Genomic DNA, 12,877 nt, shown 5'->3' with positions numbered 1-12,877 from the left:
CGGCGACTTGGATGATCCCGCCCGGGGTCGGACGGAGCGGACGCGTCGGACGCGTTGACGGAAATTCCGCCGGGCGCCTCTTGACTGAGTGTTATGTAATAACATTTAAGTCGCCTCGACCGTCGTACCCGGAGTTCCGCATGCCCCGCCACAACCACCTGCAACGGGGTCTCGACGGCGCGGCGATCGGGCTTTCGAGCCTGTGTCTCGTGCACTGCCTGGCCCTGCCGGTGATGGCGGCCCTGCTGCCGCTGGCGGCGAACCTGTCGCACGCCGAGTGGCTGCACCCCCTGTTCCTGGCCATGGCCGCGCCGATCTCGGTCTTCGCCCTGGCGCGCTCGGGCAACTGGCGGCGGCCGCGCATGGTGGCCCTGGCCGCCGGGGGCCTGGCCCTGATGACCGCCGGCGCCTTCGTCCCCATGAGCGACTGGGCCGAAGCTGGCCTGACCAGCCTCGGCGGCCTGATGCTGGCCGGCGTCCACCTGCTGAACGCGCGGATCTGCTCGTGCGCGGAGCGCGGCGAGCTGGAGCCGGCCGCCTAAGGCGCCTCATCCAGGAACGCCGCCACCCAGAAGAACGGCGCGTTCCAGTTCACCGCCACCTCGTTCTGGGTGAAGGCGCCGGCGTCGTCGACCCAGCAGGTCTGGGCCGCGCACTTGCCCTGCATCTTCTTGGCCACCTCGTCGCTGAAGGCGGTGTTGTTGGGCCCGCCCGAGATCACCCCCGGCGGCGGGGCGGGGTACTTGCCCTGGCCCACCCAGAAGCGGTGGTGCGGATGCTTCATCGGCCGCGCGCCCCAGCCCGTCACATAGGACTGGTCCAGCGGGTTGCGGCCCAGCACGTAGTCCATGGCGTCGGCCGCCGCCTGGCGATAGGCGGCCTTGCCCGTGACGTCATAGGCCGCGCCCAGCACCATGGCCCGGTTCATGATCACCGCGTTGGACCCCCAGGAATAGCGCGTCCCGGCGTCGGGCAGGCGATAGCCGGCCTTCAGGTCCTCGGCCGCATAGCCGTCGGCGGCGGCGACCAGCCCCGCCCGCGCCGCGTCGCGCGCGTCGGCCGGAACCGTGTCCGAGATCGCCAGCGACATCACGCCCAGGGTCGCCGTCCAGCCCCAGCCCGGCGCCTGGGCCGGCTTGCCGGCGGCCGGCATGTGCGGTGAAGCCCGCACGATCTCGCCATAGGCGGCCTCGCCGGTGGTCGCCCACAGCTCGGCCGCGGCCCAGAACAGCTCGTCCGACAGCTCCGGATCGCCATAGCCGCCTCCGCCGGTGAACTGGCTGTGGGCGTAGATCTCCGGATTGCGCCGCGCCGCCGCGAAGGCCGAGCGGGCGACCGTCAGGCAGCGGGCCGAGAAGGCTGGATCCACCGTCTTCCACACCCGCGCGCACTGGGCGGCGACGGCGGCCAGGTTCAGGGTCGCGGCGGTGGTCGGGTGATAGAGGAAGCGCGGGGCGGGGTCCTCGTGCGGGGCGGTCGGCACGCCGGTCCAGAACGCGTCGGTCAGCTTCTGGTGAGCCATGCCCGAGGCGTCGATGCTGGTGAGCGTCAGCGGACCCTTGCCCTGATGGCCGACCGGCAGGGCCATGGTCGTGCCCGTCGGAACCTGCATGGCCAGCAGGAACTCCAGCTCCCACCGCGCCTCGTCCAGCAGGTCGGAGACGCCGTTGCCGGCCTCGGGGATGCGCTGGCTTCCATCCCCGAACGCGTCCTTGCGGCCCAGGGCCGCCAGCCGCTCGCGATAGTTCACCAGCGTCCACACCGCGATGCCGCCGTTGACCACGTACTTGCCGTGGTCGCCGGCGTCGTACCAACCCTTGCTGGCGTCGAGGGTGTAGCCGCAGCCGGCCCAGGCCTGGCCGCGCTCGTCCTTGCCGTTGAAGCAGGTCGCCTTGTCCGGCGCGTGGCCGGCCGGGCGGGCCAGCTTGGGATCATCGCCGAACCGGGCCTCGATCGGTATGCCGCTGCGGTTCTGGTAGAAAAAGGCCAGGGCGTCGCGCTTGAGCCGCGCATAGGGATGGGCGGCGATCGCGAACGGCCGGCTGGCCCGTCCGCCGGCCTTCAGCCGATAGCCCGCGCCGGCCGGGGCGGCCGAGAAGTCGATCTGGTGCAGGCGCTCGCCCGAGGCCTCGTCGGGGCCGACCACGATCGTCCTGCCCTTCAGCACCACGCGCCCGGCGGCGTTCTTCAGCGTCCAGTCCAGCGGCTGGGCCGAGGCCTCCGGCAGCACCGCCAGCTTGCCCGCGCTTTCCAGCACGCCCACCTGGTTCAACCGGATCGGGGAGGGCGGCTCGGCGGCCATCACGGGCGCGGCGAAGGCGGAGGCGGCCAGCAGGGCCAGGATCGGACGGGACGGCAAGGCTTCCTCCGGGAACGCAAGACAGATGGGCGTCTTCGTGCGCCCCGTCGGCAAACTAGGCGATCAGTGACAGCGTTGTCACTGGTTCTCTTCGCGCTTCACGACCGCAGCAAGCCAGCGCGCCGGGTGGGCTCGACGAAGCCCAGCAGGACGGTGAGGGCCGTTGCTCGCGCCTTTTCGGGAAGCTGAGCATCGGTGATCTCGTCGGCGATCCAGAAGGACAGGCAGCCGCGAAAGCCGATCGCCAGTTGCTCGGGCGCACGTTCGGCGGCGACCTTGGCCAGGGCGGGATCGACGCCGTCGCCATCGCCGAACGCCGTGGCCCACAGGGCTCGCGATTGGGCGCTGACCTCGCTCGGCTTGGCGCCAGGAAAGCCTAGCGAACGGATGATCGCCCGGTTGATCTGGGGCTCCTCGAGCATGACGGCGACCGCGATCGATACGGCGGCGAACACGCGGCTGATTGCGTCGCCGGCAGGCGCGGCCTCGAAAAAGCGCTCGCTCATCAGATCGATCCGGCGAGCCGACAGCGCCTGCGCGATCGCCGCCTTGCTTCCGAATTGATTGAACGGCGTGGCGAAGCTCACGCCTGCCTCGGCCGCCAGCTCGCGCATCGAGAACGAGGCGGCGCCATCGGCGCGGAGCAGGCGCTCGGCGGCGTCGAGCACCGCCTCCCGCGCCAGTGTTCGCTTTTGCTCTCGAACCGTCATCTCGACCATGGGGCCAAGGTGATGCGCCCCGCGTCTTGCGTCAATAAATTATATCATGATATAAAATTCTACTCTCACATCTGACGGCTTCGAGATCTGCCATGACCGCATCGACCAAGACGTTTCTGATCACCGGCGTCAGCTCCGGCCTGGGCCGCGCCTTCGCCAGCGCCGCCTTGCAGGTCGGCCACGTGGTGATCGGTACGGTCCGCAACGCGCAAGCCGCGTCGGAGCATGAGGCGCTCGCGCCGGGGCGAGCTCATGCGCTGCTGCTCGACGTCACCGATTTCGACGCCGTGGCCGCTCAGGTTCCCGATGCGGAGCGCCGGTTCGGCGCGGTCGATGTGCTGGTCAACAACGCCGGCTACGGCCAGGAAGGCGTGGTCGAGGAGTCGTCGATCGACGATCTGCGCCGCCAGTTCGACGCCAATGTCTTCGGCGCGGTGGCGATGATCAAGGCGGTGCTGCCCGGCATGCGCGAGCGCGGCTTTGGCCGCATCATCAACGTCACCTCGATGGGCGGCTTCATCACCATGCCCGGCATCGCCTACTATTGCGGAAGCAAGTTCGCGCTGGAGGGCATCTCCGAGGCCCTGGGCAAGGAGGTCAAGTCGCTGGGCATCCACGTGACCGCCCTGGCGCCGGGGCAGTTCCGCACCGACTGGGCCGGACGTTCGATGGACCGTGCGCCGCGCAGCATCGCCGCCTACGACGCGATCATGGATCCGATCCGCTCGGCGCGTCAGGCCAAGAGCGGACGCCAGCCGGGCGATCCGGCCAAGGCGGCGCAGGCCTTGCTGACGCTCGTGGAATCCGACGCTCCGCCGACCCGGCTGTTTCTTGGCGAAGACGCGCTGGCTGTCGTCGAGCAGAAGCTGGACCTGATGCGAGCCGAGATCGACGCCTGGGATGCGCTCTCGCGGTCGACGAACTTCGACTAGGTGGAAGGGGGGCCGTGCGAGCGACAGCGCAACGCCCGCCCCATCAGTTGAACCGGCCCGCCCGATCGACCGAGCGCGACGGGCCGGTTCCGCCGCCGCCTCAGTACCCGTTGAACTGCAGGGACGAGTGGTGGACGATGATCCGCACCACGCCCTTGTCGTCCTTCTTGAACACCCAGGTCTTGTCGACCACTACGGCCGGCTTGTCGTCCTGGCCTTTCACGTACAGCTCGACCGTGCCCATGGTGCTGGCGACGGCGCCGTTGATCTGGATGCCGACGGGCTTGAACACCACCCGGCGCCACGGCTCCTTCAGCGCGAAGCCGTCGTCGTTGTATTCCGGATCGTCGTCGACGAAGTAGGACAGCGCGCCCTCCTTGGTCAGGCGGAAGACGTGCGGCTTGGTGGTCAGGGTCGGCTTGAACAGCACCGGACCCAGATTGTAGCCGTAGGCCCTGTCGATGAAGGCGCTGGCCACGGCCTTAGCCCGCGGCAGGTTCTCCCGCTTGCCGTTGTAGGCGACCGAGATGGACACCAGGCCTCTGCCCCAGGCGTCGGCGGCGGCCAGAACCTCGGCTTCGGTGATCTGCTGCGGGGGGGCGGCGTCTCCGGCCACGGCGAGGGCCGGGGCTGTGGTGGCGGCGAGGGCCAGGCCGAACAGCGAGGCTGTCAGGGCGCGACGAGTGGCGTGTTTCATCGGTCTTACCTCCATGGCGGAACGTCGGCCTCGCATGGGCCGCGCGCGGGTCGTTGGACGCGGACGCTGACTGTCACTGTTTCTTCGGGGCCGGCCCTGGGCCGCCCGGAGGATCGAAACTTCAAGCGGGGAGAGCGCGGCGTCGGCGATGCGGCCCCAGCGTCGATTTAAGCGTCGGTTCGGGCGTCGGTCCGAGCGCGATGCGGCCGAGGCTATGCTCGGTTCCTCCCCCAAGGTTCCGGAAGTAGCTTTTGGGTGGTTTTACCGATTCATGCAACCTAGTGATGCATGTCGTGGTCTTCGCGGATCACTCTGGACACCGGTGTCTTTCCCGCTACGACAGGGATCAACAACGGCAAGGGAGAGGCCGGGAATGATCGATCGTCGCGGGATGATGCTGCTGACGGCCGCCGGCCTGACGGCGGGGCCGGCCTTGGCCCGCCAGAACGGAGACGCGGCCCTGAAGACCCTGCTCGACGGCTTTCCCAAGGTCGCCGGCGCGGCCGATCGCCTGAAGGCCCTGGCCGCCCTCGATCCCGCGACCCTCTCGCCCAAGGCCCGCCTCGACTACGACGCCGTGCGCAACGCGACGGCCATCGAGGCCGAGCTCGTGCGCCGCTTCCCGTTTGGCGCCGGCGCGGCCGGACCCTATGTCGTTACCACCCGGGCCGGCGCCTGGCTGAAGGTCGCCGACGCGGCCGGCAAGCCCGAGGCCGAGGCGGCCCTGGCCAAGCGCATCGACGCCGAGACCGACCAGATCGAACGCGCCGCCGCGGCCGGCGTCGTCCCGCCGGCCTTCCTGATCGCCCGCCTGGAGACGGCGATCGTCGAGCCCGTCCGCAAGGGCGGCCTCGGCAAGGATCTGGCCGCCTCCCTGGTCTGGCAGGCCGAGGCGCTGTCGAGCCTCAAGCCCCGCGCCGGCAAGGCCGCCGGGATCCGCTTCAAGGACCGCGAGGCCTATTACGCCCTGGCGCTGAAGGGCCAACTGGGCGCGGCCCTCGCGCCCGTCGAGGCCCGCCGCCGTCTGGACGAGACGATCCGCGCCCTGCACGCCCGCGCCGACGTCCTGCTGAAAGCCCAGGGTCTGACGAAGGGCGGGGTGGGCGAGCGCCTGCGCGCCCTGGCCGCCGACGAACGCTTTCTCTACAGCGACGACGACGCCGGCCGGAACCGCGCCGTGGCCGACATGGCGCCTTGGCTGGCCAAGGCCCGCGCGCGCCTGCCCCTGGCGTTCGCCAACCTGCCGGGCGCGGTGAACGCCGTCTCGGTGCGCCGGATGTCGCCCGCCGACGAGGCCTCGGGGCGCCAGGGCTATCGCGACCTGCCCTCGGCCGACGGTTCGAAACCCGGAGCCTACTATCTCGATCTCAAGCAGATCCGCCGCCGGCCCAGCTGGAGCCTGCCGGCCGTGGTCCACCACGAGGTGATCCCCGGCCACATGCTGCAGATCCCGCTGGAGGAGGCCTCGGGCGCCCATCCCTACCGCACGCGCGTCGCCTGTCCGGCCGCCATGGAGGGCTGGGCCGTCTATGCCGAGCACCTGGCCTGGGAGATGGGCGCTTTCGACGGCGAACCCCTGGCCGAGATCGGCGGCCTCTACTGGATCCTGTTCCGCGCCGCCCGCGCTCGCATGGACCTGGGCGTCCACCTGGAAGGCTGGACCCCCGAGCGCGCCATGGCCTTCCTGGCCGACACGCAAGGCGACCCGGTGATCTTCGCCCCCTTCACCCAGGAGGTCGAACGCGCCGCCATCGCGCCGGGCGTCGCGGCCGGGCAGGGGATGTACTGGCTGGAGCTCGCCCGCCTGCGCCGCGCCTGGGGCGGGACCCTGCGCGAGTTCCACGGCAAGGTGCTGGATCGCGGGACTTTGCCGCCGGGGATGATCTAGCGCCGCGCGGGCCCCCTCCGGCCCTCCGGGCCACCTCCCCCAGAGGGGGAGGATCTAGAAGCGCCGAGCCAGATGCTCCCCCTCTGGGGGAGCTGTCGCGGAGCGACTGAGGGGGCCGCCGCAGGCGGCTATGCCGCCCCGACGTACTTCAGCAGCGTCACCATGTTCTCGATGTAGCTGCCCGTCGAAATCCCGATCTTCGGCTTGTCGGTCACGTACGGGGAGGTGTCGCTCGCATCGCCCACGTGGGTGCGGCTGAAATCCCCCGGCGCCGGGGTGGCCGAGCCGTCGCCGATATAGGGGTTGGAGGTCGCCTTCAGTTCGGTCGGCCACCAGCCGGCCTCGTTCAGCGCCGCGATCAGGCCGGCGACCTTGTCGGGGGCGCTGGCGGCCGTGTCGCCCTTCAGGGCCCCGACATTGAGGTCCGACACCGACACGTCCTTCAGGGTGAAGTACTTCGGCAGCGCCTGGCGGCCGGCCTTCAGCGGCGAGGCCTTGCTGGCGACCTCGGGCGGCGTGGCCTTCAGCGTCTCCAGCCGCTTGCGCAGGGCCGGGATGTTGATCCCCCGGAACGACGAATAGTGCGCCACGGTATTTTCGGGGTTTTGGTCCACGTAATAGCGGCCGTTGACGACGTTGCTGCCGGTGCGGTGCACATAGAGCGGCTTGCCCGTGCCGATCTCGACGAAGGTCGGGAAGGCCCGGCCCTTCTGATATTCGACCGGCAGGCGCAGGGTCTCCAGCCAGTCCAGCGCCTCGGAGAGCCGCGCCAGGTACTTCGGATCGCCGGTCAGCTCGTAGAAGCCCATGCAGGCGGTGATGTTGGCGGCCGTGGTGTGGGTGGCGAAGGCTTCCGGCTCGTAGGTGCGGGCGCCGGCCGGCTTCAGGTCGGCGACACGGTGTTGGAGGCCCCAGCCCGGCTGGGGTTGCGGCTGCTGGCAGGCGAGGAAGCAGTCCATGGCCTTCTTGATCGCCGGCAGGGCGCGCGGGTCGCCCAGGGCCTGCCAGACCATGATCAGGAACTCGATGTTCTCGCCGGCCACGTCGTCGTTGAAGGTGATGAAGCCGGTGTAGTCGGGCCGCCCGTGATGGTGGAACTCGTCCTTCAGCGGGAAGCGCTGCGGCCAGCCGCCGACCTGGTACTGGCTGTTCAGGACAAAGCCGATGGCCTTGTCCAGCGCCGGCTTGAAGGCCGGATCCTTCTTCTCGACATAGAGCCGCAGCAGGAACTGGGCGCTTTCGGCCGTGCCGGCGTCGTCGAAGGTGGCGTTGCCGTAGTAGTGCTGGAATTCCTCGAGCCGCCAGCCGTTCTTGCCGATGGTGTCGTACCACTTGCGGATCGAGGCCTCGCCGGCCAGGTCGCCCAGATAGTTCCAGCCGCCGGCCGGGTGCTGGATCTTGATCAGGGCGCCGGCGACCTGCTTGGCGGCCTCGTAGTAATAGTCGTCGCCGGTGGCGTGATAGGCGTCGAGGAACAGGTGGCCCATGGTCGCCGTGCCGGGCGGCTGCACCCAGATCATCGTCGGATAGGCCTCCATCTCGCCCCAGCGGCGCGAGAAGTCGGGCAGGTAGCTCCAGACATAGCCGCCCTGGTAGGCGACCCTCTCGACCATGAAGGTGGTGGCCCGCTTCATGGTCGCGAGCGCTTCGTCCTTGCCCGGGGCCTCGGCGGCCAGGGCCTTGAACGGCGCCAGCCCCGCGGCGGCGGCGAAGGCGGCCGCGGTGGTCGCCATCAGGCGGCGGCGGGTGAGGGGGCTGAGCGGCATCGACGCTTACTCCGGGTCCTGAACTTGCGCGACGCGAGGACGCAGGCGGCATGGACAAGAAGCGGTCGGAACGCCTGTCGCCAAGCGTCGCCTTGGTTTCCTTCCCCGTCGGAGGCCAAGCTCCGAGTCCTTGCCGCCGTTGGCCCGGCGCGTGTTGGGCGACACAATGTCCACCGGTGTCATTGTTGGCAAGAGCGCCTTTGGCGAACCGGCGCGAAATTTCCCCTGCCGCGTGTGCGACAGGCCGCCGCGTTGTGTCGCGCAAGGCTTTCCGCGAAATGACGACCATCGGTTTATGAGGCGACGCCGCCGCGCCGGATGGCAGCGGGCGACGCCGTCCTGTTGGGGAACAGGACGACACCCCCGGACCCTCAGGGTCCGGGGGTGTTTTCATTCCGGACGCCTGCATTCCCGGGCGCTGTGCACCATGTGCAAATACACACTAAGGCGCTGATACCGCTAACGAAGTTCTCCGAGCTGCGTCGCGCGGTCGCATGGAGAACGGCGTTCATCTCCAGTAAACAATCACCCCATGCCGAGCCAAAACGATCATCTCAAAGAAGCTGAACGGCTGGAGCGCCAGGCGGAGATCGCCGACAGCGCCCATGCCCGCGAAGCCCTTCGCCGCATGGCCCAGACCTCGCGCGTCACCGCCGCGATGGTCGGGCTGATGGAAGCCTGCGCCGAGGATGCGCCCAGCATCTCCTTCTGACGGCGCCCACCGCACGCGCCTTTGACGAGCGTCCCGGCCTCGCGCAACTCTGGCTCCCAAACGGGGGCGGAGCGAAGGAGGGGGCATGGCGCAGGACCGTACGGACGCAGGCGTGCTGGCCGCCGCTGGGGCCTATTTCCACAGCGTGCTGGAAGCCAGCCAGGACTGCATCCGCGTCATCGATCCCGAGGGGCGCGTCGAATACATGAACGGCCGCGGGCGGGTGCTGTTCGAGATCGACGACTTCGACGGCCGCAACCGCGACCGCTACTGGCCCGACATGTGGCCGCCCGAAAGCCGACCCGCCGTCGAGAACGCCCTGAACAAGGCCCTGGCCGGCGGCGCGGCCTTCTTCCGCGCTCTCTGCCCGACCGCCAAGGGCAATGTCCGCTGGTGGGACACCACCGTCTCGCCGGTCCGCGACGAGGCTGGAAGGGTGGTGCGGGTGCTGGCCGCCTCGCACGACGTCACCGCCGCCATGCTGGCCGAGCGCCATCGCCAGCTGCTGGTCAACGAGCTCAATCACCGGGTCAAGAACACCCTGGCCATCGTCCAGTCGATCGCCGCCCAGTCGCTGCGCAACGCCGGGGTCGACCCGGCCGTACGGCGGGCCTTCGAGGGCCGGCTGATGGCCATCGCCGCCACCCACAACGTGCTGACCGACGAGAACTGGGCCGCCGCCAGCCTGCGCCAGATCGTCGAGGGCTCGCTCAAGCCCTATCTCGGCGGCGAGCACCGCGCGACCATCGCCGGTCCCGACCTGATGGTCTCGCCCAAGCCGGCCGTGGTCATGGCCCTGGCCTTCCACGAACTGGCCATCAACGCCCTGAAGTACGGCGCCCTGTCGGTTCCCGGCGGCGAGGTCGAGGTCGGCTGGGCCTCCGAACCCGGCGCGCGCCTCGTCATCACCTGGACCGAGCACGGCGGGCCTCCGGTCAAGACGCCCACCCGGCGCGGCTTCGGCTCGCGGATCATCGAGCTGGCCCTGGCCAGCGAACTCGACGGCGAGGTCGCCCTCGACTATCGCCCCGAAGGCCTGGTCTGCACCGTCCGCGCGCCCCTGACCGCCCTCGACAAGGTCGACGCCTTCATGGCCCTGCAGGCGTGAGCCTGAAACCTTGACCGTTCCCGGACGCTTTCCTGCCGCAACTGCCTGCCATCCAGGAGCGGGCTGAACAGGAAACGGGGGCCGGGTGGCCGATCTCGACTGGCGAGCTTGGACGGTGAAGGCGCGACACGTCGTGCTCGCCATCGCCGCCTTCGTCGCCGCCAAGGCAAGAGGCGCGCTCGCCTTCGTCCGCCGTCATCCGCGCTGGATGGGCCTTCTGGCCGCCGTCTTCGCCATGCTGCTGGCCGCCTTCGTCTGGGTCGGGGTCAGCCTGCCGCTGTCGCGCGCCCTGGAGCCGCTGCCCAGCCCCGCCGTCGTGCTGCTCGACGCGCAAGGCAAGCCCTTCGCCCGGCGCGGGGCCTACAAGGAAGCTCCGGTCGTCGTCGCCGACCTGCCGAACTACGTGCCCAACGCCTTCATCGCCATCGAGGACCGGCGCTTCCGCCATCACTTCGGCCTGGACGTCTGGGGCATGGGCCGGGCGGCCGCCGTCAACCTCAAGGCCGGCAAGGCCCGCGAGGGCGCCAGCACCATCACCCAGCAACTGGCCAAGAACGCCTTCCTCAGCAACGAGCGCACCCTTCGCCGCAAGGCGCAGGAAGCCGTGATCGCCGTATGGCTCGAGCTGCGCCTGTCCAAGGACGAGATCCTCGCCCGCTACCTGTCGAGCATCTATTTCGGCGACGGGGTCTATGGCCTGGGCGCGGCCTCGCGGCACTATTTCGGCCGCCCGCCGGAGAAGCTCACCCTCGGCCAGGCCGCGATCCTGGCCGGCATGGTCAATGCGCCCAGCCGCCTGGACCCGGTCGACAACCCCAAGGCCGCCGCCGCCCGCGCCGACCGGGTGCTGGCCGACATGGTCGAGGTCAAGTTCATCACCCCCGAGCAGGCGGCCGCGGCTCGCGGCGCCCGCGCCAGGGCGGTGCGCGCCAGCCTGCCGGTCGGCGGCTATTTCGCCGACTGGGTCTCGCCCCAGATCGCCGACGCCTTCGAGACCGCCCGCTACGGCGAGGTCAAGGTTCCCACCACGCTGGACGGCCGCCTGCAACGCCGCGCCGAGCAGGCCGTCAACCGCGCCCTGGCCAAGTCGGGTGGCCGGCTGAAGGCGGGGCAGGCGGCCCTGGTCGCCATGCGCCCCGACGGCAAGGTGGTGGCCATGGTCGGCGGCCGCTCCTACGCCGCCAGCCAGTTCAACCGCGCCGTCCAGGCCAGGCGCCAACCGGGCAGCGCCTTCAAGCTCTTCGTCTACCTGGCCGCCCTGCGCGACGGCGCCCACACCGACATGCGGGTGGTCGGCGACCCGGTCACCATCGGCGGCTGGAGCCCGAAGAACTACGAGGGCGAGGCGGGCCAGGACATGACCCTGCGCGACGCCTTCGCCCAGTCCAACAACATCATCGCCGCCCGCATCTGGCAGACGGCCGGCGGCGAGGCGGTGGTCCAGGCCGCCCGCGACCTCGGGATCACCTCGCCGTTGAAGGCGACCGACGCCAGTCTGTCGCTGGGCACGGCTGAGACCACCCTGCTGGAACTGACCAGCGCCTACGCTTCCGTCGCCTCGGGCCACATGCCGGTCGCGCCCTACGGCCGTCCGCGTCCGGTCGGCGAGGCGGCCCCGCCCAGCCAGCCGCTCGACACGGCCCAGCGCGCGGCCCTCTACCAGCTGCTCGGCGCCGTGGTCGAGGAGGGCACCGGCCGCGCCGCCCGCACCGGCCAGCTGACCTATGGCAAGACCGGCACCACCCAGGACCATCGCGACGCCCTGTTCGTCGGCTTCACCGGCGACCTGGTGGTCGGGGTCTGGGTCGGCAACGACGACCACTCGCCGATGAACGGCGTCACCGGCGGCGGCCTGCCGGCCCAGATCTGGCGCGACTTCGTCGGTCAGGGGCTGAAAGCCGGTCTGATCGCCCGCGACCGCGCCCCGGTCCCCCGCGCCCCGCCGCCGTCGGAAGACGACGAGATCGAGCGTGAGATCAGCCGCGGCATCCCCGGCTGGCTGCGTCGGATCTTCGGCGGCTGATCATAACTCTGTGTCGCAGAGTTGTGATTGGACGGGCGCGGCCGGCCATGGCCTGCTGCCCGCGACCCACGGAGGACGCCATGCCGCTCCCCAAACCGCCCCCCAAAACCAAATGGGCCGCCGCCATGGCCGACGGCCAGGCCAAGCGCGACGCCAAGGCCGCCAAAGCCCGCAAGGCCGCCCAAGCCGCCACCGACCTCAACACCACCCTCGGCCCCGCCGCCCTGGTGGCGATGCTGACGGGTTCGAACACCTGATCGCGCCAGATCCTCCCCCGTGAAACGGGGGAGGGGGACCACGAAGTGGTGGAGGGGCGAGACTCTGTGATCCCTCTCCCCTTGCGGGAGAGGGTGGCCTGCGAAGCAGGTCGGGTGAGGGGTCTCTCAGAACTCAAAGCTGCGTGCGGCGGTCAGGCCGGGCGGAGCGTCTCCCATTTGAGAGACCCCTCATCCGACGGCCTTCGGCCGCCACCTTCTCCCGCAAGGGGAGAAGGGTCGAGGGATACGCACACCACTCACACGGCGTACTCGTAAAAGAGTTGAGCGAACTCAACGCCCTGCAACTTTATCACCCCAGCTTATCCCCACCTGCTCGAGCCGCCCCATAATCATCCCCATCCCAGCCATGGGGAGGGCTCTTGGTACCGGCCCGAGTTAGCGGCTGTGGATCGCAT

General features: G+C 70.0%; 11 protein-coding genes. 7 read left to right on the top strand and 4 right to left on the bottom strand.

All coding sequences use genetic code 11. From position 1 onward, the window contains the following. Nucleotides 1-140: 140 nt before the first annotated feature. Nucleotides 141-542 (top strand): MerC domain-containing protein, encoded by a 402-nt coding sequence (locus AC07NG_RS14380; protein ID WP_492853437.1) that lies wholly within the window; start codon nt 141-143, stop codon nt 540-542. Here AC07NG_RS14380 and AC07NG_RS14375 read toward each other — a convergent pair. Both AC07NG_RS14375 and AC07NG_RS14370 read right to left on the bottom strand, forming a co-directional pair. Further along, nucleotides 539-2,359: a glycoside hydrolase family 9 protein gene (locus AC07NG_RS14375; protein WP_494594706.1), complete on the bottom strand. Its 1,821-nt coding sequence runs from the start codon at nt 2,357-2,359 to the stop codon at nt 539-541. The two genes, AC07NG_RS14380 and AC07NG_RS14375, sit on opposite strands and share 4 nt — an antisense overlap. 98 nt (nt 2,360-2,457) lie before the next feature. Then, the gene (locus tag AC07NG_RS14370) at nt 2,458-3,078 is read right to left on the bottom strand and encodes a TetR/AcrR family transcriptional regulator (RefSeq protein ID WP_494594704.1); all 621 of its coding nucleotides are present in this window, start codon (nt 3,076-3,078) and stop codon (nt 2,458-2,460) included. A gap of 92 nt (nt 3,079-3,170) precedes the next feature. Between AC07NG_RS14370 and AC07NG_RS14365 the strand changes: the two genes are divergently transcribed. Next, complete coding sequence (locus AC07NG_RS14365; RefSeq protein ID WP_494594702.1) at nt 3,171-4,010, top strand: oxidoreductase; 840 nt, start codon at nt 3,171-3,173, stop codon at nt 4,008-4,010. A gap of 100 nt (nt 4,011-4,110) precedes the next feature. Here AC07NG_RS14365 and AC07NG_RS14360 read toward each other — a convergent pair whose 3' ends face one another. After that, nucleotides 4,111-4,707, bottom strand: coding sequence for a metal-independent carbonic anhydrase family protein (locus AC07NG_RS14360; RefSeq protein ID WP_494594701.1), 597 nt, complete (start codon nt 4,705-4,707; stop codon nt 4,111-4,113). Nucleotides 4,708-5,080: 373 nt separating this feature from the next. Between AC07NG_RS14360 and AC07NG_RS14355 the strand changes: the two genes are divergently transcribed. Beyond that, complete coding sequence (locus tag AC07NG_RS14355) at nt 5,081-6,595, top strand: DUF885 domain-containing protein (RefSeq protein ID WP_494594699.1); 1,515 nt, start codon at nt 5,081-5,083, stop codon at nt 6,593-6,595. A gap of 128 nt (nt 6,596-6,723) precedes the next feature. Here AC07NG_RS14355 and AC07NG_RS14350 read toward each other — a convergent pair whose 3' ends face one another. After that, the gene (locus tag AC07NG_RS14350; RefSeq protein ID WP_494594697.1) at nt 6,724-8,361 is read right to left on the bottom strand and encodes a pectate lyase; all 1,638 of its coding nucleotides are present in this window, start codon (nt 8,359-8,361) and stop codon (nt 6,724-6,726) included. A gap of 532 nt (nt 8,362-8,893) precedes the next feature. Here AC07NG_RS14350 and AC07NG_RS14345 point away from each other — a divergent pair. From AC07NG_RS14345 to AC07NG_RS14330, 4 genes are all read left to right on the top strand, one after another. After that, nucleotides 8,894-9,073: a hypothetical protein gene (locus AC07NG_RS14345; protein ID WP_110120980.1), complete on the top strand. Its 180-nt coding sequence runs from the start codon at nt 8,894-8,896 to the stop codon at nt 9,071-9,073. An 85-nt stretch (nt 9,074-9,158) separates the two neighbouring features. Next, entirely contained in the window at nt 9,159-10,181 is a 1,023-nt protein-coding gene (locus AC07NG_RS14340; RefSeq protein WP_110120981.1) for a sensor histidine kinase, read from the top strand. 85 nt (nt 10,182-10,266) lie between these two features. After that, on the top strand, nt 10,267-12,204 hold the full coding sequence (locus tag AC07NG_RS14335) for a transglycosylase domain-containing protein (protein WP_494594695.1): 1,938 nt from the start codon (nt 10,267-10,269) through the stop codon (nt 12,202-12,204). A gap of 80 nt (nt 12,205-12,284) precedes the next feature. Next, a complete protein-coding gene (locus AC07NG_RS14330) occupies nt 12,285-12,461 on the top strand; it encodes a hypothetical protein (RefSeq protein ID WP_492853428.1) in 177 nt (58 codons plus the stop codon). The last annotated feature ends 416 nt before the right edge of the window (nt 12,462-12,877 follow it).

Source organism: Caulobacter sp. GW821-FHT10C03, from assembly GCF_059415485.1.
The sequence above is the reverse complement of the archived record's forward strand: the minus strand, read 5'-3'. Positions and strand labels throughout refer to the sequence as shown.

Excerpts from the sequence above, each read along its gene's own strand:
- AC07NG_RS14380 (WP_492853437.1), top strand. The coding sequence starts at position 141 with ATGCCCCGCCACAACCACCTGCAACGGGGTCTCGACGGCGCGGCGATC.
- AC07NG_RS14370 (WP_494594704.1), bottom strand. The coding sequence starts at position 3,078 with ATGGTCGAGATGACGGTTCGAGAGCAAAAGCGAACACTGGCGCGGGAG.
- AC07NG_RS14365 (WP_494594702.1), top strand. The coding sequence starts at position 3,171 with ATGACCGCATCGACCAAGACGTTTCTGATCACCGGCGTCAGCTCCGGC.
- AC07NG_RS14360 (WP_494594701.1), bottom strand. The coding sequence starts at position 4,707 with ATGAAACACGCCACTCGTCGCGCCCTGACAGCCTCGCTGTTCGGCCTG.
- AC07NG_RS14355 (WP_494594699.1), top strand. The coding sequence starts at position 5,081 with ATGATCGATCGTCGCGGGATGATGCTGCTGACGGCCGCCGGCCTGACG.
- AC07NG_RS14350 (WP_494594697.1), bottom strand. The coding sequence starts at position 8,361 with ATGCCGCTCAGCCCCCTCACCCGCCGCCGCCTGATGGCGACCACCGCG.
- AC07NG_RS14345 (WP_110120980.1), top strand. The coding sequence starts at position 8,894 with ATGCCGAGCCAAAACGATCATCTCAAAGAAGCTGAACGGCTGGAGCGC.
- AC07NG_RS14340 (WP_110120981.1), top strand. The coding sequence starts at position 9,159 with ATGGCGCAGGACCGTACGGACGCAGGCGTGCTGGCCGCCGCTGGGGCC.
- AC07NG_RS14330 (WP_492853428.1), top strand. The coding sequence starts at position 12,285 with ATGCCGCTCCCCAAACCGCCCCCCAAAACCAAATGGGCCGCCGCCATG.